This is a genomic window from Acidianus ambivalens (assembly GCF_009729015.1).
Lineage (GTDB): Archaea > Thermoproteota > Thermoprotei_A > Sulfolobales > Sulfolobaceae > Acidianus > Acidianus ambivalens.
The window spans coordinates 1,654,234-1,675,434 of record NZ_CP045482.1; the positions used below are offsets into that span (position 1 = coordinate 1,654,234).

A 21,201-nucleotide genomic window follows, 5' to 3' on the forward strand; every position below is an offset into this window, starting at 1 on the left:
CTCTCTCTTTTTAAATGAATCCAAGCAAGTTACATAATAAGGAAGGGGAAAAACAAAAATATCTTATTACATTGTATATGTATACGTTCCGTTATAGTACATCATGTTATAGAAGTATCCTACATAGGGGTTGTATACAAATCCGTGTACGTATGGTTGTACGAAGAAGTATGTGTCCGGCACTGGTAACCATACGTATGGTGCGCAGTTGTAAATTATGCTGTATGCCTTTGCAACCATTTCTTCTTGTAGTGTTGTATTAGTAATGAAGGGTAGAGTATTATACATTGATTGTAATTCAGAATTATCAACCCACGCTAAGTTACCGGAAATTCCGCCGAATTGAACGTCAGTTAAAGGCATTAATTGCTGGAATACTGGGTCAGGCCAATCTGGGAACCAGCCTAAATCTACCATTACTGGCGTTCCGTTTGTAGTAGTCCAACCGTCGGTTACTGATGGTAACACGTAATATACTGTTGTTGATATTCCTATTTGACTTAAATCATGAGATATTATTTCTAACTCGTCCTGCTCAAGTTCGTTAACCGGAGCTAATGCATATAAGGAAAGCGGTGGTAACTGAGTTCCGGAAGTGTCACCTATCGTTGTGCCATTTGGTAGGACCACATAGAAGTGACCAATGTATCCAGCTTCGTTCAAGTAGTGCATTGCCAATGAAGGATTATAACAATATACTGATAAATTATCTGGATTATAGTAACCTGGGAATTGTGGAGATATTGGGCCTACAAATTCTGCTGCTAATGGTTTGCCATTATAGGAGAATATTGACAATAATGCACTGTAATTAATTGCATGCTCTATTGCCAACCTAAAGTCTGTAATATTGGTCGGGAACTTCTGAGTATTTAATGAAATATACAGTACTCCTGGTTCTGCACCAAAGTTTCTGAATGATGCATTCATTGGAATTTCATTATATGGTGATGTTCCTAGTATTTGTGATAAGTATGGTATTGATATATACGAAATCTGTGCTTGATTCTTTACGAAGTCTTCTACCCTATCATTGTGGCTCAATCCGTAGTTAATGATAATGTACTTTATGTGTGCAGGCTCAGCAACTGCCGGAACATTCTTTCCTACTGCCCAGTAGTTAGGATTAGCTTCTAATTCAATCGTTGAGAATCCCGGACAGACCTTAACTATAACGTAAGGACCGGTACCATTCATTCCATGCTCGTCCAAGCAAGAGTTTGGAGAATTAGGAACTACACCACCGTGCATGTCAACACAAACAGGATTAACAATAGCACCCCACCATGATGCTATATCATATAAGAAGAACTTGTAAGGCTCTAGTGTGTTTATTTCTACTTCATATGGTCCTTTTACTACTACTGCTTGGTTTGGATAACTCATTATCTTCTGTATTGTAGCATTATTTGCGTTGAAATGAGAGAGTATGTAAGCTAATACGTGAGCGGTTAAATTATAATTTCCTACAGTGTGTAATCCCGTTGCGTTCTCTATTGCGTAACATACTCCCCAAGGTATTGCGTAACCAGAAACTGCGTAAACTGTCGAGTTAAATAGTAAACCGATGTAGTTTGCAACTCCCGGTCCTTGACCCATTAATATAGTCCTATAGAGGGAGAACCAAACGGTTGAAGCATTAACTTGAACTCCATCAGCAAAGTGCACGCAAGGCCTCAAGTAGAAGTAGTAATTCTGATAGTTAGGAGTTGTGTAATTCTCGGCAATTACTGGAACTACCTCGTGGTAATTTGAGCCATTAAATTCAACAAGCTCTTGAAAAACAGCAGTAAACAAAGGACCGTCCTGTACGTAGAAGCCAGTTGCTGGATCTAGAGCGTCTGGTGGTGCAGTTTGTGCAACATCTGTTAATGTGTCTGTAGTTGGTGGGGCTAATGATATAGTTGGAGTAACTGTTGTAGGATGATGTGTAGTGCTGATATAATATACTGCTCCTCCTATTACAGCAACTATAATTATTATAGCAATTATAACGCCTAAAGTTTTGCTCAATCCTAAGAGTTTTTTATTAGACATATTTATCGTTTTAAAAGACTACTTATGGTATAAAAAATTATCCATTAGTTATGTGGAATTCTTAATTTAATGTTAAAAATTATCAGCTTTTAAAGAGTATAATATATAGTTTAATATCTTCTATATTACGCTATTTAATAAAACTAAACAAAATTAATACCCGTTAGTCGTATAGCCAACATCTTACTTTTCTTCCGTCTTTCTCTATAATTTCTGGATCCTTTTCTTTGCAAACCTGCATGACTTTAGGACATCTAGGGCTGAATTTACAGCCTTTTGGCAAGATAAGGAACGATGGTGGATTTCCTTCAATTGCCTTTAGTTCTCCTTCCTTTTTAGTTATATTAGGAATACTTGATATTAGTCCTTGAGTATAAGGGTGAAGGGGATTCTTTATCACGTCATCTATCTTTCCATCCTCCATAAGTCTTCCTGCATACAATACTACTAGCCTATCAGCTATTGCATATACTAATGAAATATCGTGGGATATGAATATTATTGCAGTACCCTCTTCTTCCCTCAATTGTTTAAATAACTTTACTACTTGAGCTTGAATTGTAACGTCTAATGCAGATGTAGGTTCATCAGCTATTAGTAATTTGGGCCTTAATAGAAGCGCCATTGCTATTACTACCCTCTGTATTTGGCCTCCGGAGAGCTGATGAGGATATTTTTTAATAATTTCCTTAGGATCGGGTAATCTAACGTCCTTTACTGTGTTAATTATGATCTCCTCAGCTTCCTTATCGTCAATTTCCTTTCCGTCCCTTTCAGCTCTTACTTTAAGTGCCTCTAGAAGTTGTTGTTTTATTATCTTAACGGGATTAAGGCTATTTAGCGGATTTTGAAAAACCATAAAAATTCCTGTCCCTCTAATTTGCCTTAATTCAACTTCCTTCATTTTGAGTATATCCTTTCCATCAAATATTATTTCTCCACCATCAAAGACCGTATTTGGAGGAGTTAATCTAATTATAGAATGTCCTAAAGTAGATTTTCCCGATCCAGATTCTCCTACAATGCCTACTATTTCACCTTTATCAATGTTCATACTGACGTTGTCCAAAATTTTTACTTTACCGATAGGAAGTTTGTAACTTACCGTGAGATCTTTTATCTGAAGTAACATGAAATCACCTTAATAACTTATTCTACCTGCCATCACGTCTTGTAATCTGTCTCCTAGTACTACAAATGATGAAACTATTAGCAGTATAGCTAACGAAGGAAATAAAGGATACCACCACGCTTGAGGTAAGTAATCCATTCCGTTTGAAACCATTGAACCCCACTCAGGATAGCCTGGAGCTTGAAGACCTATTCCTAAGAAAGTTAGTACTGAATAAGTTAGTATAACGTTTCCAAAATCTAAAGCTGCATAAGCTATTATTGGGTCAATCGTATTGTGAAATACATGTTTTATTATAATTCCAAAGTTTCCTAAACCGCTAAGCCTTGCGGAGTCTATATAATTCATGTTCTTAACTACAAGAGTTTGGCTTCTAAATAGCCTTGCATATGTAGACCACCATGGTACCATTAAGCCTATCATTGCGCTAGTATAAGTAGGGTGTAAAATTACGCTAATAGCTATTACAATTATTAACCCGGGCACTGCTAGGAATACGTCGGTTATTCTCATTAAAATTTCGTCAATAATTCCTCCAAAATAACCTGCAAATATTCCTATTATCGAACCAACAATTACGGCAAATATAACTACTACTGTAGATATTTCAGCGGCAGAAGGTGTCGCATAAAGTATTCTGGTTAATATATCTTCTCCGTTATAATTTGTTCCAAATGGATGAGCTAATGAAGGAGGTTGAAGGGATTGAAATGGAAAATTAAAGGCGAAAGGATTGTAAGGTAAGAGCATATAAGATAATTTAATATAATCCAGGGAAGAGGCAGCGTACTGTAATAATCCTTCAAGTATTGACCAACTATAGTAAGCTGAGATGACGACTAGCGATACTAGTGCTATCTTACTCCTCATAACTGCTCTAATAGAACCACTATTCTTAAAAAAGTAGAACAGTATAAAATCGGCACTAGCCATAATACTTACGGAAAAGAATAGAATATAAGGAACTGCGTTCTCTGAAAGGATTCCCATTGACCTTAAAGTCGACCTTGATGAGAATATCATAAATAATATTAAGTTAAGGGCTAAGTATACGATGACACCTAGCAAGTACTTTTTCATCCTAACTTCACCCTAGGATCTAATACTGCATAAAGTAAATCTGCAATAAAGTTTGCTATAATGATTGCAATACCTATTATTATTGTGAAATCCAGTACGGCAATGTAGTCCAAGCTTTCTATAGCTTGAGTAACAAACCAACCTATACCGTGATAATCAAATATATCCTCAACTACTACTGCACCGGCAACTGAATAGCCAAAAAATAAGGCTATTAGCGTCATGACCGGTATTAAACTATTCCTTAAGGCTATTCTATAAACTACGTAGTTCCTTGACAAGCCTTTTGCAAGGGATAATTTAGTATACTCTGATTCTAAAGCATCTAACATTGACGCCCTAGTTACTCTGGTGAAAAGGCCAAATGTTATTACTGCTATAGATATTGCAGGTAAAACTGCGTGTCTTACTGCTGAAATGAAGTAAGGCCAATCTCCTGCTATTAATGCATTAAGAATTGGGAATGGAGTATAATTAGGAGGATCTGGAAGAAGCACGTTTACGGTTCCAGTCGCCGGTAATAATCCTAGGTCATAAGCTATAAATAACTGAAGTAAAAATGCTACTAAAAACGGCGGTGAAGCCCAAGTTAATATATATACTACCTTTATTGTCTTGTCCTTAGCTTTTCCTCTATTAGCAGCAGCTATTGCTCCAGTGATTATGCCTAGTACTGCAGCTAATATATCTCCGGGAATTACTATTTGCAAACTAATTGCAAGGAACTTTGAAAGCAAGGTAATCTCTGGAACTTTATAGATTGGATCTAAACCCCAATTGCCTCTAAATATGTCCGTTATATACGAAATAAATTGCTCATATATAGGTTCATTTAATCCATACTCCTTTATGATTTGTTGAATTTCTGTAGGAGGAGCGTGAGGATTACCTGCATATATTCTTGCTAATGCATAAGGGTTAGGTGCTGCGGCGTGAACTAATATAAATACGAATAATATAAGGAGTAATAATGTAATGATTCCGTTTATTATTCTCCTTATTGTAAACTTTATTAGTTCTGCGCTTGGCATGAAGTACTTTATACTAATTGATTTTTAAACATTATGCAACGTTAAGTTTATTGTAAATGTTTATACTAGCATGAATTCAAAGAATTAAAACCTCAGCATTGATGTGCATAATATTTAAAAATAAATAGTTATAATGTATTTCATGTTAAAGAAGAAGAGATTCACGCTTGCTCAGATTAACGTTTTATATAAGGATATCATAGGACTTTTAGCAAAGGGGCTAGGTCATGGGTGATGTACTTTATTCCGCTGTACACATAAAGAAGTACTACGTCGTAGGAAGAAATGGACTACTGGATAGGATAAGTAAAAAAGAGCCTATAGTTGTAAGAGCTCTAGACGATGTGAGCATAGACATTTTTGAAAATGAAACTTTGGGTGTTGTTGGTGAAAGCGGATCCGGTAAGACAACCTTAGGAAGAATTCTAGCAACTTTAGAACAACCAACTGAAGGAGAACTTATATTTAAAGGTGAAAAAATTACTAAGGATAATGTAGGGAAAATAAGGAAGAAAATTCAAATGGTCTTTCAAAACCCTGCAAGTAGTATGGATCCCAGGATGAAGATTTTCGACATAGTTGCAGAACCGATTAGAAATATTCCTAAGGAAGAGAAGAGGAAGATAGTAAAAGATACTTTAGAAGAAGTAGGTTTAGATTTTGATTACGTTGCAAATAAGTATCCGAGGGAACTTTCTGGAGGACAACAACAGAGAGTTACAATAGCGAGAGCGCTTGTTAGTAATCCAGAGTTTATAGTGCTTGATGAACCTACTTCTGCTTTAGACGTTTCAGTACAAGCTCAAATCCTCAATTTACTAGTAAAGATCCAAAGGGAAAGGAAGATAACTTACATGTTTATTACGCATAATATAAACGTAGCGAGGTACATTTCTGATAGGATAGCTGTACTTTATGCAGGAAAAATCTTTGAAATAGGAAGCGTTGAAGACGTGTTCTCGTCTCCGAAACATCCTTATACTCAAAGTTTAATATCATCAGTTCCATCCTTGTCTAAGAAAGAACTAAAACCCCCCGAAGGTGAAGTCCCTTCATTAATAAATCCACCAAGCGGTTGCAGGTTTCATCCAAGGTGTCCTTACGTTATGAATATATGCAAGGAAAAAGAACCTCCATTATTTGATATTGGCGGGAGAAGTGTAGCATGTTGGTTACTAGACCAGAACTTAAGAAAACAATAATTAAAGGTTCGATCCTTATTGGAGTGTTTTCCATATTTTTAAACATTAATCCCAAGACTCTATTTAATTTCCTTATATTCCTTTTGATAGCCTTCCTCATGTTAATTATGTATGCTTTATGGAAGAAGGCTTATTTATATGAGATAAGCGAGGATGGAATAATTATTAAGTCTCCCTACTCCAAGAAGCTAATAAAATATAATGTTATTGACGACTATTTCATTTCCTCTGGTCTGTTGGCTAGAAAATTTAACGTTGGCTCAATATACATTATATTAAAATCTGGAAAAGTAGAGATAATAAGAGACGTAAAATTTCCTGAAAATGTAGAAGCAGAAATAAGGAAATATTTACCTACATGAGTTTAACTACGCATGTTTATGCATTAAATCGTTTACACTCAAAAATTTTTAATCGATATTTATATACTTCTAATATGGATTTTGAAGCCGACGTTAATGACGGAAAGTTTTCCAGAGTTAAGATTTCTCTTCATGACGGTAAATTGGAAGTTAATGGAAATTCTTACAATTTATCAGATATTGAGGACGTAAGTTTAGAGGAAGGTTTGGGAATTAACAGAATTTATATCACGTATAAAGGAAGGAGAGTATTAGTAGCTGAGTTTACTAACAGGAAAAAGGAGGAACTACTAACCCTATATTATGCGCTTAAAAATAGGTATGATGGAAGAAAAGAAGAAAGGGAAGAAGAGGAGAGAATAAAAACAAAAAGAAAAAAGGATACTAGGCATTTTATCATCTCTTTGATATCTCCTTATAAATATAAAATAATATTAGGAACAATACTTTCATCTATTCTTGTAATACTTAGTTTAATTCCACCCTATTTACTGAAAATTCTAATAAATAATGTATTTCAAGTTAGGGAGATTTACTTATTCCCTATCCTCATTGCTTCGCTGATTTCAGTTAACGTCCTTAACGTTATTCTCTCCGCTTTACAGAACTTTATCTTAAACTTGAACGGTCAAAGGATAGTTAACGAACTTAGGTTAAAATTATATAAACATGTAATGGAAATGTCCTCTAGTTTCATTGATAGATATAACACTGGAAGAATTCTATCCAGGCTTACTACTGATATTAGCAACACTTTATGGTTCGTAACATGGGGTATTCCTTCGATTATAACAAACGTGGGAACAATAGTAGGTGTAGGAGTGGCTATCTTTTTAATAACTCCTTCACTGGGACTTTACGCATTAATTCCATTTCCAATTATAGTGCTAGGAACAATAATGTATAGGAAAAGGAGTAAAATAGCTTACCATAAGTTGTGGAGAAGGACTGCGGATATATCTTCCCTACTAACAGACACCGTACCAAACATAGATTCAATAAAGTCATACGTTAAAGAGGACTTTGAAAGTAAAAGGTTATCGAGGCTAAACAGTGAAGTAATAAATGCGCAAATGAATGTAATAAAAACAAACCTTACGTGGTTTCCTTTAATAAGCGCTTCAATTTCCATAATTTCAGTCCTAATATGGTACGTTGGCGGTGAGGAAGTACTTGCTGGAAAAATAGAGCTAGGAAGCTTAGTAGCTTTCGTAACTTATACTACAATGTTTTATCAACCAGTACAAAACTTAATCAACAACGTTATTCCTTTTACTCAACAATCCTTAACTTCAATGGACAGACTAATGGAAGTATTTAACGCAGAAAGTGACGTAAAAATTGCTGATAATCCTAAGAAGATAGAGGTAAAAGGTGACGTTGAGTTAAATAACGTTACCTTCAGTTACGATCAAGTAAAGCCTATAATTAAGGACTTTAGCCTGAAGGTTAAGAAGGGAGAAAAAATTGCGATAGTAGGTAAATCAGGCTCCGGTAAGTCAACCGTTGTAAAGCTCCTTCTGAGGCTTTACGATCCTCAGAGTGGTGAAATATTAATAGACGGCGTGCCTTTAAAGGAGTTAGATCTTAAGAATTATAGGGAACAATTAGGGTTAATAAAAGCTGAACCCACAATATTCTACGGTACGGTAGAGTACAACATAAGATACGGTAAAATAGATGCTAAGCCAGAGGAAATAGTTGCAGCAGCTATGGCAAGCGGAGCACATGACTTTATCATGGAAATGCCTTTTGCCTACGATACCCACTTAGGAGAGAGAGGGAATAAGATTTCCAGCGGACAAAAACAAATGATAGAAATTGCTAGGTTATTTCTTAAAAATCCTAAAATGTTAGTACTTGATGAGGCTACGTCTTCTGTCGATAGTTATAGTGAGAGGAAAATAATGTACACTATCATCTCACAATTTAAGGATTCTACAATTATTATGATAGCCCACAGGATTTCTACGCTTTACTACGCGGATAGAATAATCGTAATGGAAGAAGGTAGAATAGTTGAGGAAGGAACTTTGGAGGAATTACTGAAGAAGAAGGATAGCAAATTTTACCAAATATTTCAAACGCAAATCCCATACATGGAGGAAACTAAACCTAGAATAGAGGGAAAAGGGTTCTCTTACTATTTAGAAATGTTAAAACCAGTGGATTTGGAAATTTTATCTAAGAATAAGGTAGTCTATGAAGGAACAGTTTACGAGGTTAAATCTTATTATAAACCATTTCCCATAACGAGACCTTATTTCCTCTTAATAGAGACTAACGAAGGACGATATTTTACAGTGGAGGATTTTAGGAAAGTAAAAGGTAGTAAAATTATAGAGGAAGAACTGGAAAGGAAGTACTTCATTCCTAAGATAGAGAGGATAATAAAGATAGACACTACTGGAGATGAGTTCGTATGGAAGGTAATTACTAATAAAGGAAATACTAGCTTTAAAACCAGGGGAAGGAATAGCTTATTTAAAGTAGACGGGAAAGTGTTCATAATAGATACTGAAGACGACGTTTTTGAGATAGAATTAAATGCCATTGATAAAAGGAGTGCTAAAATGATAGATGCAATACTATAATAGCTGAGATTTCTGAATCAACCTACTTTATTTAAATACTTCTTCCGCCTATCATTTTTATGGAATTCTCAAAGGAAGAGTTAGATTTCTTCTTAAGTAAATATCAAGAATTCCTAAAGATACCTTCGATTTCAGCTACTGGAGAAGGTATAAGAGACGCATCCAGCTGGGGTTTGGGCTTCATAGGATTTCATAATATTTAATATCAATCCTCAGCCCTTGGGCTTCAACAGAGTCACGGGGAAACCCGTTACCCCTCCGCCCCTTTAGCGGGATAACCCCAACCCACACCCGCGGAATATCACGGATGTGGGGAAACCCGCACATCTTGAGGTAAATATTTAGTGACGCGTTCAGTTGTCTATCTAGAGTGAACCCACATCTCTCGCAATGAAAAGTCCTGCCAACCTTTCGGGAAACCCATCCACATCTGGGGCAGGACTTGGAAGTGAGGTGTGGGTTCACCTCCTTAACAAAGGAACCGTAAAGAGGAGCCTTATACTTTAGCACACGGTGAATTGACCTCCACACAGTCCTTGAAATCTTTTTAGAAAGGGAGTCGTTAGCATCTTCAAACATCTCTTGTTTATCCAACTTCTCAACAGCAAACAACGTGAGAGGATACATTTCCAACAACTTATTCACAAACTTGTGAACATAATCCAGTACACGGTTCCTCTCTCTATGAGAATACTTCCTCAACAACTCCTTCCCCTTCCTACCATGCTTTGAAGCGAAAGACTGTATTCTACCCCTCTTCAACTCCATACCATACTTCATGCTGTACAACTCCTTCATTGAGAAAGTAACGAACTTCTCACCATCATATGCGTCTAGAGTATAGAGGTTACTATCAATAGAGAGAAAGTCAAGGGGAGTAAACCAGGGTAATCTGTAGCGGAATGGTAAATACACCTTATCCTCCTTTATCACGGGCTCACCTAGTTCTAGCCCTTTAACTCGTTTAGAGAACCATTTGTGAGACCAAGAGAAGGTAATATACTCGTAAGGTCTTACAGTAATCCTAACCTCTTCGCCCTCAACCTTTCTGAGCGTCGATTTTACCCTAACGTAAACCTTCCTCAGTGTTGGTTTACTCAATGACGCTTGTCCCTTCTCGACTCTCCTCTTCCAACTCCTTAAAATGGAATAAGCGTCATTAATTGCCTTATCCACGTAGTGTGAAGCTAAGTTGTTGATCTTCTCTAACTCATCCCTTAGCGTATTGTATACTTGCTTTTTCTTAGGCAAGGTTATTTTAACCTTAGTGAGTACTTTCTTACCCTTCTTCACTTCTTTTCTCTCCATCTTAGTTCTCTCCCATAACCAGTCTAATGCTTTTTGCAGTAGGACTCTGTAGTTCTCTAATAATATCTTGCTCTCCTCCTTCTTATCATTCTCCAAGGAGTAAGTTAGGTAAATGTACTCCTCTTCTGGTTGGAGTGATTTAATTCTTAATTTCCTCAACACACTTTTTCACCTTTTCGTATTTTTGACTCCCCATTCCTTGCAATTTTCCGCTAAATGATACAAGTATAGAGACCAAATCCTCTATTAGCTCTTGTTCCGGTGTTTTGTCCTCATTGTTTAATACCACGAGTTCACAATTATGTGCTTTGCATACCTCTTCAAGGATTTCGAAACCGAATCTAACTAGTCTATCTGGGTAAGCTACAACGACCTTTGACACTTCGTTGTTTAGTATCATTCTTAACAACTTGAGGAATCCTTTTCTCTTCATGTTTAATCCAGAACCTACGTCTGTTATTACTTGGTCGTAGTCCTTTACTTGTTCTTGTAAATATTTTACTTGGTTTACCAAGTCATCTTTCTGTGTGTTTGATGATACCCTAGCATATAATATTACTTTTCTCTTTCTTACAATACCCATCAGTTTTTCTACGTCCTCTTCTCTGAACCTCCACTTCCCGCTCTGTAATATTACTGGTTTGATGTAACCCTTCTTTACGTATTCTCTAAGCGTTGCATAGGATATTCCTAAGCGTTGGCATACTTCTTTAGGTCTTAGCATTGTATAAGAGTTTATGATGAAATAATATAAACTTTACGGTTCATCGAAAACTGTTGGCAACGGCGTTGGTACACCTTCGTCCAATGCACATGCCCCAAACGAGAACGTAAAGTTGGAGAACTTCTATAAGGCTATAGAACATTCTTTGTATTTTTACCAAGAATATGAAAGTTTAGGATAAAAGAAAAAAGATTATAACTTAGAACCGATAGAGAGAGGCGCTATGTAAAATTCTAATGTTATCTCTTCTGGATTTCCGTCACTCTTAAACACTGTGAATAAATATGTATTTTCGCATAAATGAGTTAAAGAAGTAGCAGATAGATTCTTTTGAGATAGAAGTAAAGTTACTCCCCCATACGCTTCGAAGTTTTTCGGCGAATTTGCAATTATTGTAAAATTAAGATATTGGCATCTATTTTGCTCAAATAACTTATTACAAGTTATTGTAACGTTTAATATAGGATTATTATATAAAGCTTCGCTTACGACACTTCCAATGTTTATTGCTGGATAAAGTAAGAAGGAATCACCTTCTTTTACTTTTGTTAAATTAATATTTACCACTGCTACTATAAGCATATAATTGCATATTTTTACAAATTGAGTTGTAGAATTGATTATGAATAGATAACTGCCTATTACTGGATTTAACCTATATTCTGGTCCTGTAACTGCATAAGCTGGCTGAATTTGCTCAGAATTATTCACTGAATTATTATTTATTAGATTTACGTGCCTATATTGATTGAATATTATAATACCTTCTACTACTACTATAAAGATTAATACTATTGAAATAGTTTTCCACTTATTCATTTAGATCACCTCATATTTGAACTACCCAACCTGCTCCTGGCCCATGCTGTTCCGTCCATGGATATGAACCATCCCAAAAATTCCCTATGGTCATCACCACAAACTTTATAGTATATTCTGGATTTAATGGGCAATACTTTCCATTTGCCGGCGTATATATTACTGTCATTGTAGGCCATGTCCATTTTGTTTGAGCCCACCAACCTTTACCACCTTCATTAAGAGCCCAACACCATACATTTATATAACTTTGATTAGGAGTAGGCCCAGTTCTTCCTTCTATTCTATACACTTTATAACTTACTGACATGCTTGCAGTAACAGTAGCAGATACACAACACTCGATAATAGTAGTTGAAATGCTGTTTGACACTATTACAGTTCCATAGCAGTCTTGTTGCCAGAAATTATTGGGACACCATTCATATATCCATGTATTAGGAGGATTATTAGTTATATTTATATACTGTATCATAGTTGGTCCATTTGAATCGCTTAATCCTCCATCGTCTTCATACCTGTAATCACTTGCTTGCACTTGTCCATAATTAATTACAAATACAGGAAGTATGGTATTACCATTAACTTCAGTTATTCCTTTTGCATAATATACACTAACTTCGTCTCTGACAACAGTTTGGCCACAATTTGCAGAAGCACAGCTCCATTGTGTAGTTAAAACGAGCCTTAGATTATTTGTATTAACACTAGGGCAACTTGAACTGCAAGCTCTAACCATATTAAACACCCCTAGTATGCTTATAGCTATTATGAAACCTGCGATAATAATTCGTTTCCATATGCTTATTGATATACTTCATGCCTAGATATATATAATACAAAGTGACTTTTTTTTAACTCTTTAAACTTTTCTTGTAATAGTCTGCCTATTTTATTAATGTTTAACTAATATCGTAAAATCTTTAATATAAGTCAGAATATCGTCATATACTTTAAAAACTGCCAATAAAAAAGAATAAAAATCCTTAGATTAACGGTTTTTGATGATACTTGAAGGAAGAGAAATACAAATCATCAAGGCCAATGAAGACTATGCAGAAAAATTTTATGAATATTTACAGTCGTTAAAGGACGATCCTGAAAATTATACAATCATTAGATATGATGACGTCACGCTAGAGGACGTAAAAAAGATAAAGTGGAACGATTACCCTTTATTTCTAGCCATAGAAAAAGGGAAGGTCGTAGGATCGATACAAGTTATGAGAGGAAAATACTTTGGAGCTTTAAGGCAATCTCACGTTGCTGAGATTGCATATTCTGTAGCTAAAGAATTTAGAGGAAAAGGGCTGATATATGCTTTAATGTTTTATGCGTTATCAAACGTTAGCATAGTGACGGCTTGGGTTGATGAGAGAAATATAAGATCTCAGAAAGTTTTAGAAAAACTTGGAGCAAGAAAATTAGGGAAAATCGACGGTTTTATGTACTCTATAAGGGAAAAGGCATTTGCTAATATGATATTCTATGTAGGAAATGCTGAGGAAATGAGGAGAAAAGCTAAGGAAAAAGCAGAAAGGAAGGGAATAATATTAAAATAGTAAACTCATCAAATTCTTGAAATAAACTGAATGTAAAACTCCATATTCATATTTCTTAATCACGCTCTTTTAGTTCGAGCTAATAGCATATATGATACTTTATTCTCTATCCCGTATAACGTCATTAGACGAAGGTAAATCAAAAGGTAAACCTTCTTTTAACCATTTTTCTGTTAACTCTTTGACTCTCTTTTTCATCTCTATCATAACTTTATACAGCAAACTTAAATACTCAATTCTTTGGAATTAGCTAAATCTCTTCTTTACAAATATTACTACACTCCTTAACGTAAAATTCAGACTTGAAGATCAATTTCTGTAACGAGGTTGCAATCTTCTAGGAAAATTTTTAAAGTGGGAATATAAAATAAATTATAGTTACAATGGATAAAAAGGGGAGGATAGTGATACCAAAGGAAGTTAGAGAAAAATTAAACTTAAAAGAAGGTAGTAAAGTCGAGATAAACATGGAAAAAGACGGAAAGATTATAATTAGCGTCAAGAGATTGACTGTTGGCAATATTTACGGAATAGCTGGGAAGGAAAGCATTAAAATTGAGGAGATAGAGGAGGCATTAAGTTTTGAAGATAATGAGTGATACAAACGTACTTATTTGCTCTTCTCTGACCCTTCATACGGTGAAAGAGCAAAGGAATTATAAAGACTGCTGAGGAAGAAGATGCGTATTCTTTCACGCTGGTTATTTCTCAAGTTTTGGCCCATTTAGAGAGTAGGAAAAAGGTTGAAGTAATTCCAATATTTATAAACTATTTAAAACAATCTGGAATTAAAATTATAGAAACTACTTGGGAAAATTTTATTGATGCAACAAGAATTTTACAGTCTTCCAAATTAAGTTATAAACTTTGGGATGACATAATTATCTTTAACCAAATGAAAAGGTTTGGAATAGACGTTGTTTATTCTAACGATAAAGATTTCGATTTATTTTCTGTAAAGAGAGAATTTTAGTACAATGAAAAGATTATTTTAATCGAGGATAAACTCTAAATAGGTATTAAATTCCTATATTCATATTTTACTACTAGATCATAATCTCTTATACTGTTAGAGCGTATTATTAATTTAAGTGCAAAAAATTTAAATTATTTTCAGATAAAAAAGATATATAAAAAATTATTAATTATTATATTCACTATTCTAACATTCATTAGTAATGAAGTCGTAATATATTAGAAAGTCTTTAACCATAGCGTATGCATTATATGTCCCTGGTCCAGTCACATAGTTCCATCCGTAATGAGCAGGAGTAGGATTAGCACCAGTAGTTATAGGAATCCATGCCGGTAAGCCTTTTATGCATCCTTTTGGTGTAAGTATTTCTCCGCAATAAGAAATATGATAAAGTATACTATTCAGCATTCCAAGTCTTACTCCAGCAAGGCTAACCATTGCAGCAGTCATTGGAGCTGCACCGCTAGTTCCGTACCATAAATAGAGCTGACCTTGATATATTAAAGGTAGTCCGAAACCGAATTCTGGAATATTATATCCTCCTGCAGATACGAAGGCTATGTCGGGATAAGTTCTTTGCGGTATTTTAGGAGTAAACGGTATTAAAGACGTTGTCTCATAGCATTGCCTAGGAAAAGCAGTACTTATTCCTCCAGTACTGTAATCCCATCCTGAAATGCTGACTATTCCTCCCGTTGAATTTGCTCTAACAAAAATTCCTCCTACTGCAGTGACGTAAGGGTCGCTCTCAGGATACCAGATTGTATTATATACATCTATTATGAAATTTGGTGGAGGATGATCGCTTTCAAATCCCCAATCTCCCGCAGCAGCTAAAACCGATATTCCTTCGTCAACAGCTTGCATAATTATATTGTGAATCATGTATAACATTGCAGGATAATATGCGGAAAGGTAAGACTCGGGCAATGCAACGGATATTGAAATTACATCAGGATCTATATAATTTACTATGTAATATAACTCATAATAGTAGTTAAGCAAGTTTCCTACCAACGCTTGACCGCCTACGTATCCATTGCTGAAAACTACGTAAATACAAGAAGCAGGAGAAAATACTCCAGCCCATTCTGCATCTAACTCGTTTTCTCCAGATTGACCACTACTTGTTATATTGCCCAAGTAGACCACGTTTAGCCCTCCTGTTCTAGGAACTATGTAAAACTGGTTCCAAAAGGCATAAATGTCGCTCTCATTAATGAAACTCTCAGGAACGCCTTCAATGGCTATTTTCTCTCCTTTCCCAGTGTAGCCTTGAGAATACAATTCCGTGAAATTAAAGTATTGAGCAATTGTTGAAGGAGTTACCAAAACTGAAGATACTAATGAAGGACCTTGTAAATTAACCTTCCAAGCCTCTTTAATTACAGGATAGACTTTAGGGTCTACGCTGTCTATCCCTACGATTCCCAGAACGTATTTACCTATGTTGTAAGGTAATGAAGGTGTAACATTATTACTGAAATAATAGAACGGACCTACATTAGCTATGCCTAATAATCCATACCAATAGATGTTTTTACAAGGATAGTAATACACGTTAAGTTCAGTATTAAACGCTTTTTCTATTTCTCCTACTGTACCGTTAAAGGTTAATATTAGACCGTAACAGCCAGTGAACTTTATCCCAAAGGATTCCAAATAGTCAATTAAACAATGCACGTAAGACTTACTGGGGTAAAAATCTTCTCTAAATTGGCAGGGAGTTAAATATATAGTTTCACAGTGTTTTGCTAGCTTGCAAGTTATGCATATAAGCTTGCTATAATTAGTAAAATTGAGTAAAACTGCAAAAGGTAATGTATAATTCTTAGGAAGTGGTTGAACATATATTGAACCGGGTAGTATATCGTATTTGGGAGAGTTCGTTGAAATATAGTAAACTTGGCTACTTGATGAAGTCACAAAAAATTGGAAAGTAGATAAAAATATCAGAAATAAAATTGAAAAAGATTTAATTATATTTAATGATGACATATAATAAGTTATTGGCTTTAGTTTATAAATTATTCTGGTGGAATCTCTTTAAATATTAGTCCAAGCTCTATTCCTTGACTTTCCCTATATTTCTTTGCTATGAAATACGTTATAACTCCCAGTACAGGAATTACTGCAATCAATGCGATGTTAAGTAGCAAATTACCAGTAAATACCATTGAATTATATAGGGGATTTACGAAAGCGTAACCTATCGCGACTATTACCGACATTGCGAGTATTATAGAGCCAAGTATACCGTAAATCTTAAGCATACTTTTCTCTTTATCAGTAAGCTCAACGCCAACTATTCCTTTAAATCCTGCTACAGCTGCAGATATTGTAGCTTGCAAAAATTGGTAAATAAATAATATTGCTATCAACGCAATAGTTGAAACAGCAAAACCTAAATAAAGTATGGCTACATCAAAGAATATTCCTAAAGCTAAAGCAACTCCTGAGGCTACTAGAGGAGTTTGAAGTCTTGGGTTTACATATGCTAACTTTTCTGGAAGTATCCTATCAAATGCCATTGCAAGCATTACTCTAGAGGGTATTGCAAGAGATAACGGACCCGCAACAAACTGTATGCCTATGTTTAATACGCCTACTAATAATGCCAGGATTGGAGAGGATAAAGTCATTATTCCTGCCCAAGCTATATAGCCTTCTCCTGCAGAGACCGGATTAGATTTACCCCAACCGCATAGCGCAACGTAATTAAAGAATGGAATTCCCATGGTAAATGCGGTTAGAAAAGTTAGTGCAATAATAATGACTGTTGCTATAGTATACCCTGATAACATGCCTAGCTTTAAAGACCTTGTCGCTTGTTTGTATTCTCCTGCAAAATAGGACGGTCCAAAGAACCATATGAATAGCCACATTAGCATTAATATTGAAAATACTAGAGTTTGTAAGGGGTTAGTGACTGGAGAATAGTAAGATAATCCTTGTGAATATAAGTAGGAATATGAGGGCCCCGAGAAAGATGCAGAGAATTTATTAAAATCTGTTACGAATGCAGAATTTCCTTCTGCAAATAGGCCAATAATGAATAAAGCACCAATCACTTGCATACTAGCTATTGCAAATAGGAAGTTGCCCATAATCCTTTGAGGAGATATGCTCACTAACCACATTAATATTAATGAAATCAAACTTGCAATGAAGAAGTAAGTAGGATTAACTAGAATACACGTACCCAAGTTAAATAATGCGGAATTATGAAAGGCTAAGCCTATGATTTGAAAAGCTGGCACTATACCGGCCGAGACTTGTATTTGTGATAATATCGCAGCTAATAAAGGAGTGGAAATTATATTAGCTATTCCTTGAATCGTTGCAGGTAAGGGACCAACTATTCTTGATATATAAATATATTCTCCAGAGGATCTTGGAATATATTCAGCTAGTTTTAAGTATGTTAAAAATATTGGTAAAGCAAGTATAGGAGCAATTATTATTCCTATAAACCAATTTGCGGCAGGTATTGATGGCGAATATATTAAAGTATAATAAAGGGATATTGGCACAATAAGAGCTAAAACCTTGGCAAAGGCATGCTTAGCTCCCATTTGCCTTACTAGTCCAGAAGATTCTCTAATAAATAACTTCTTGGACATAAAATTGTCTCACATTAAACAGTATTTAATTTTTACTGTAATTGATAGAGAAAACTTTTTAATTCTTTAACCAAAATTCAAAACTTATTTAACGTAAGCCATTTATAGCTGGCGTTAATAATTAACTCATGTACACTATACATGCAATAACTCATAATAAATGGGATAATTCATTAAAACCAATCATAAGTATAAAAAGTGGAGATATAATAGAGGTAGAAACAAAGGAGGCCTCAGATAATCAAATAACTCCTTCATCTACAGCAGAAGATTTAAAGAAGTTAGACTTCAACTTGATTCATCCTCTGACTGGACCTATTGAAGTTGAGGGTGCAGAGCCCGGTGACGCATTGAAAGTAGAATTTTTGGAATTCAAAGACATGGGATGGGGCTGGACTGCAGTAATTCCAGGCTTCGGCTTTCTAGCTCAAGACACTTATACCACTCCCGTGGACTTAGCAGGGCCTGCTTTAAAGATATGGAAAAGCGAGGACGGATTTTCCATTGCCAAATTCGGTGAGGTAAGCGTAAAAGTTAAGAATTTTCCCTTCCCTGGAGTTATAGGTACTGCCTTACCTTATCCAGGGAAGTGGAGTACAATTCCGCCAAGGGAAAATGGAGGTAATATGGACATTAAACACTTAACAGTAGGTTCAGTGCTTTATTTACCAGTTTTTAAGAAAGGCGGCTTACTCTCTGTAGGAGATACTCATTTAGCCCAAGGTGATGGAGAAGTTTGCGGAAGTGCGATAGAAGCACCTTTGAAGGTAAAAATGAGAATTGAGGTAATTAAGAACTTAGGAATTTCCCAGCCGATGTTTTACGCAAAAAAGGTTAAAGAAATGGATTATGAAGAGTATATAGCTTACCCTGGAATATCTAACGATTTATGGACTGCATCAAAAATAGCTGTTAAGGGTATTATTTCAATTCTATCTAGATTCATGCAACCGGTTGAGGCCTATATGTTAGCTAGTGCAGTTCTCGATCTGAAAGTTAGCCAGGTAGTAGATGTCCCCAACTGGATAGTTACTGCTTACTTTCCATTAGACATTATAGAGGAAAAAGAGGTTAAAGAGGAATTAAGAGAACTTATATGAATATTTATAAATTCCTTTATTTTTTCAAACTTTAAATACAGTTAATTGAGGTCTCTTTGTCCTTTGCTCATTAGTTTAAACTTATGAATATTCAACCAACTTGGCTTAACTAAAATTCTACATCAAAGTTTTAAAGTAATTGTAATTCTGTTATTCCAATGAAAAGAGATTTTCTAAGATCTCTGATAGCCAAGAGTTTTATAAGACTTAGTTCGTTGATGTTCTCTATATTTTTCATGTGGAAAATTATCACGGAATATAACTCTATTTTCCTTGTTAGCTTAATCCCACGTTTTCGTTATTAGGATATTTGCTCGTTTCAATTCCAGAAGGTTATATTTTAGATAAGTTTAATAGAGAGAAAATAATGTTTATATCCTCAGTCATTTTATTTTTGTCACATTTACCTTTACTTTTTATTTTCATTACTATTAATTTATTTTTTGGACTTGATTTCATCAATATTTTCTCTAATTTCGTCAGATATATTCTATACATTAGTGAAGAATTTAGTAGAGAGCGAGTATTTAGCGAAGGCCATGTCAGTAGAAACAATTTCTACTGCCCTATCTGAGATTTCAGGAATATTAATAGGCGGAATTTCTGCTGCTTTTTCACCGTCATTATTCCCTGATTTATTGTTGTTAACTTCATTAATTTCAATAATCCTAAGTTTTCCAAGTAGTGAAATAAGAACTAATAGAAAGAATATAGTAGAGTTAATCTATTCTCACGTGTTTAGAATTATAAGATTCATATTGCCTGCATTAATACTTAGCTTAAGCCTAAACGGAGTATTTATAGCATTATATGTATTCGCAGCAGGATTATTTTACGACGTTTTCCATACGGGAGCCTTGACTTATACTACTTTTGTATTGTCCTTTTCTTTAGGTTTGCTCTTAGGAGGTATATTAGGACATAGATTTTCAGCAAGGTTATTGAACGCAAAATATTTTTCTATAATTATTTTCACTTTTTCCATATTTTTCTACTTAATAGCTATAGTCGACATTCCTTGCCTTGAGCCTTTATATACATTATTCTTAGGAATTGGTTCATCGTTATTAAATATCCCACTTGAATCTCTTATTATTAAGCTTATTCCGAATAAAATTCTAGGAAGAACTAATTCACTAATAACCATTTTCGTAACCTCGTCCTCTCCAGTAATGGCAACGATTTACGGCCTTCTTTCCAATTTCTTGAGCATAAAAACAATCTTTATGCTCTTAGGCACTTTAATTTTGATAATATCAATACCAGCTTATTTTATATTCAAAAGATTGTTATTAACTACAGAGGATGATATAAGGAGAATACTTGAAAAGAGTTAGATATATAAAAAATGAGCAGACATATAATTCCTATTTACTTAGAAAACGCCTTTCCTATCATTATGTCAACTGGTTTATATAATTCTCATTCCTTTACCAAAAAAATGATGCTTTTACTAGATTATTAAATAATTCAGTAAACCTTTTATCATCGATTTTTACGCCTTCATTAACCGGCATTGGGTAATTTTTCAAACTTAAGTTTTTCCATTTCTTTCTCTCTATCAAAGAGATCTTTAGGGTCTTCCTTAGGTTTAGGATCAAATAACGGGGGTATCTCAAGTTACTGGGAAGATAGCCAGTTAAAATAACTT

General features: G+C 35.0%; 19 protein-coding genes. 9 read left to right on the forward strand and 10 right to left on the reverse strand.

Going from position 1 to position 21,201, the window contains the following annotated elements:
• Positions 1-66: 66 nt before the first annotated feature.
• The 4 genes from D1866_RS09425 to D1866_RS09440 all read right to left on the reverse strand — a co-directional run bounded on the left by D1866_RS09425 (position 67) and on the right by D1866_RS09440 (position 5,280).
• Positions 67-2,013, reverse strand: coding sequence for an ABC transporter substrate-binding protein (locus D1866_RS09425; RefSeq protein WP_420809237.1), 1,947 nt, complete (start codon positions 2,011-2,013; stop codon positions 67-69).
• A 187-nt stretch (positions 2,014-2,200) separates the two neighbouring features.
• A complete protein-coding gene (locus D1866_RS09430) occupies positions 2,201-3,169 on the reverse strand; it encodes an ABC transporter ATP-binding protein (RefSeq protein WP_152939358.1) in 969 nt (322 codons plus the stop codon).
• A 9-nt stretch (positions 3,170-3,178) separates the two neighbouring features.
• Positions 3,179-4,249 (reverse strand): ABC transporter permease, encoded by a 1,071-nt coding sequence (locus D1866_RS09435; protein ID WP_231136306.1) that lies wholly within the window; start codon positions 4,247-4,249, stop codon positions 3,179-3,181.
• Positions 4,246-5,280, reverse strand: a complete 1,035-nt coding sequence (locus D1866_RS09440) for an ABC transporter permease (protein ID WP_152939360.1) — start codon at positions 5,278-5,280, stop codon at positions 4,246-4,248. The genes D1866_RS09435 and D1866_RS09440 overlap by 4 nt, the downstream gene beginning before the upstream one ends.
• Positions 5,281-5,507: 227 nt before the next feature.
• On the opposite strand from D1866_RS09440, the gene D1866_RS09445 reads away from it, so the two are divergent.
• The 4 genes from D1866_RS09445 to D1866_RS09460 all read left to right on the forward strand — a co-directional run bounded on the left by D1866_RS09445 (position 5,508) and on the right by D1866_RS09460 (position 9,641).
• Positions 5,508-6,482 (forward strand): ABC transporter ATP-binding protein, encoded by a 975-nt coding sequence (locus tag D1866_RS09445; protein WP_152939362.1) that lies wholly within the window; start codon positions 5,508-5,510, stop codon positions 6,480-6,482.
• Positions 6,446-6,844, forward strand: a complete 399-nt coding sequence (locus D1866_RS09450) for a PH domain-containing protein (protein WP_152939364.1) — start codon at positions 6,446-6,448, stop codon at positions 6,842-6,844. The genes D1866_RS09445 and D1866_RS09450 overlap by 37 nt, the downstream gene beginning before the upstream one ends.
• 74 nt (positions 6,845-6,918) lie before the next feature.
• Entirely contained in the window at positions 6,919-9,438 is a 2,520-nt protein-coding gene (locus tag D1866_RS09455) for an ABC transporter transmembrane domain-containing protein (protein WP_170254104.1), read from the forward strand.
• A 59-nt stretch (positions 9,439-9,497) separates the two neighbouring features.
• Positions 9,498-9,641, forward strand: a complete 144-nt coding sequence (locus D1866_RS09460) for a hypothetical protein (RefSeq protein WP_152939369.1) — start codon at positions 9,498-9,500, stop codon at positions 9,639-9,641.
• Here D1866_RS09460 and D1866_RS09465 read toward each other — a convergent pair.
• From D1866_RS09465 to D1866_RS09480, 4 genes are all read right to left on the reverse strand, one after another.
• Complete coding sequence (locus tag D1866_RS09465; RefSeq protein ID WP_155861141.1) at positions 9,619-10,908, reverse strand: RNA-guided endonuclease InsQ/TnpB family protein; 1,290 nt, start codon at positions 10,906-10,908, stop codon at positions 9,619-9,621. The two genes, D1866_RS09460 and D1866_RS09465, sit on opposite strands and share 23 nt — an antisense overlap.
• Entirely contained in the window at positions 10,886-11,470 is a 585-nt protein-coding gene (locus D1866_RS09470) for an IS607 family transposase (RefSeq protein WP_152939371.1), read from the reverse strand. The genes D1866_RS09465 and D1866_RS09470 overlap by 23 nt, the downstream gene beginning before the upstream one ends.
• A 192-nt stretch (positions 11,471-11,662) precedes the next feature.
• Positions 11,663-12,289: a hypothetical protein gene (locus D1866_RS09475; protein ID WP_152939373.1), complete on the reverse strand. Its 627-nt coding sequence runs from the start codon at positions 12,287-12,289 to the stop codon at positions 11,663-11,665.
• A gap of 10 nt (positions 12,290-12,299) precedes the next feature.
• The gene (locus D1866_RS09480; RefSeq protein WP_152939375.1) at positions 12,300-13,028 is read right to left on the reverse strand and encodes a hypothetical protein; all 729 of its coding nucleotides are present in this window, start codon (positions 13,026-13,028) and stop codon (positions 12,300-12,302) included.
• A 265-nt stretch (positions 13,029-13,293) separates the two neighbouring features.
• Between D1866_RS09480 and D1866_RS09485 the strand changes: the two genes are divergently transcribed.
• From D1866_RS09485 to D1866_RS09500, 3 genes are all read left to right on the forward strand, one after another.
• The gene (locus tag D1866_RS09485; RefSeq protein ID WP_152939378.1) at positions 13,294-13,851 is read left to right on the forward strand and encodes a GNAT family N-acetyltransferase; all 558 of its coding nucleotides are present in this window, start codon (positions 13,294-13,296) and stop codon (positions 13,849-13,851) included.
• Positions 13,852-14,234: 383 nt separating this feature from the next.
• Entirely contained in the window at positions 14,235-14,450 is a 216-nt protein-coding gene (locus tag D1866_RS09495; RefSeq protein WP_152939379.1) for an AbrB/MazE/SpoVT family DNA-binding domain-containing protein, read from the forward strand.
• Between the two features lie 116 nt (positions 14,451-14,566).
• The gene (locus D1866_RS09500) at positions 14,567-14,824 is read left to right on the forward strand and encodes a PIN domain-containing protein (RefSeq protein WP_231136307.1); all 258 of its coding nucleotides are present in this window, start codon (positions 14,567-14,569) and stop codon (positions 14,822-14,824) included.
• A gap of 189 nt (positions 14,825-15,013) precedes the next feature.
• Here D1866_RS09500 and D1866_RS09505 read toward each other — a convergent pair whose 3' ends face one another.
• A complete protein-coding gene (locus tag D1866_RS09505; RefSeq protein WP_152939381.1) occupies positions 15,014-16,825 on the reverse strand; it encodes a S53 family peptidase in 1,812 nt (603 codons plus the stop codon).
• Positions 16,826-16,854: 29 nt separating this feature from the next.
• Complete coding sequence (locus tag D1866_RS09510; RefSeq protein ID WP_152939383.1) at positions 16,855-18,450, reverse strand: APC family permease; 1,596 nt, start codon at positions 18,448-18,450, stop codon at positions 16,855-16,857.
• A 128-nt stretch (positions 18,451-18,578) separates the two neighbouring features.
• On the opposite strand from D1866_RS09510, the gene D1866_RS09515 reads away from it, so the two are divergent.
• Together D1866_RS09515 and D1866_RS09520 are read left to right on the forward strand one after the other, a co-directional pair.
• On the forward strand, positions 18,579-19,550 hold the full coding sequence (locus D1866_RS09515) for an acetamidase/formamidase family protein (RefSeq protein ID WP_152939385.1): 972 nt from the start codon (positions 18,579-18,581) through the stop codon (positions 19,548-19,550).
• A 443-nt stretch (positions 19,551-19,993) separates the two neighbouring features.
• Positions 19,994-20,887 carry an MFS transporter gene (locus tag D1866_RS09520; protein ID WP_152939387.1) on the forward strand — a complete coding sequence of 298 codons (894 nt, stop codon included), beginning with the start codon at positions 19,994-19,996 and terminating at the stop codon, positions 20,885-20,887.
• Positions 20,888-21,201 lie beyond the last annotated feature (314 nt).

Bases quoted from the DNA above. Each gene is read 5' to 3' on its own strand.
- D1866_RS09440 (WP_152939360.1), bottom strand. From the start codon at position 5,280: ATGCCAAGCGCAGAACTAATAAAGTTTACAATAAGGAGAATAATAAAC.
- D1866_RS09430 (WP_152939358.1), bottom strand. From the start codon at position 3,169: ATGTTACTTCAGATAAAAGATCTCACGGTAAGTTACAAACTTCCTATC.
- D1866_RS09435 (WP_231136306.1), bottom strand. From the start codon at position 4,249: ATGAAAAAGTACTTGCTAGGTGTCATCGTATACTTAGCCCTTAACTTA.
- D1866_RS09460 (WP_152939369.1), top strand. From the start codon at position 9,498: ATGGAATTCTCAAAGGAAGAGTTAGATTTCTTCTTAAGTAAATATCAA.
- D1866_RS09450 (WP_152939364.1), top strand. From the start codon at position 6,446: ATGTTGGTTACTAGACCAGAACTTAAGAAAACAATAATTAAAGGTTCG.
- D1866_RS09495 (WP_152939379.1), top strand. From the start codon at position 14,235: ATGGATAAAAAGGGGAGGATAGTGATACCAAAGGAAGTTAGAGAAAAA.
- D1866_RS09445 (WP_152939362.1), top strand. From the start codon at position 5,508: ATGGGTGATGTACTTTATTCCGCTGTACACATAAAGAAGTACTACGTC.
- D1866_RS09515 (WP_152939385.1), top strand. From the start codon at position 18,579: ATGTACACTATACATGCAATAACTCATAATAAATGGGATAATTCATTA.
- D1866_RS09475 (WP_152939373.1), bottom strand. From the start codon at position 12,289: ATGAATAAGTGGAAAACTATTTCAATAGTATTAATCTTTATAGTAGTA.
- D1866_RS09470 (WP_152939371.1), bottom strand. From the start codon at position 11,470: ATGCTAAGACCTAAAGAAGTATGCCAACGCTTAGGAATATCCTATGCA.
- D1866_RS09505 (WP_152939381.1), bottom strand. From the start codon at position 16,825: ATGTCATCATTAAATATAATTAAATCTTTTTCAATTTTATTTCTGATA.
- D1866_RS09480 (WP_152939375.1), bottom strand. From the start codon at position 13,028: ATGGTTAGAGCTTGCAGTTCAAGTTGCCCTAGTGTTAATACAAATAAT.
- D1866_RS09510 (WP_152939383.1), bottom strand. From the start codon at position 18,450: ATGTCCAAGAAGTTATTTATTAGAGAATCTTCTGGACTAGTAAGGCAA.
- D1866_RS09485 (WP_152939378.1), top strand. From the start codon at position 13,294: ATGATACTTGAAGGAAGAGAAATACAAATCATCAAGGCCAATGAAGAC.
- D1866_RS09455 (WP_170254104.1), top strand. From the start codon at position 6,919: ATGGATTTTGAAGCCGACGTTAATGACGGAAAGTTTTCCAGAGTTAAG.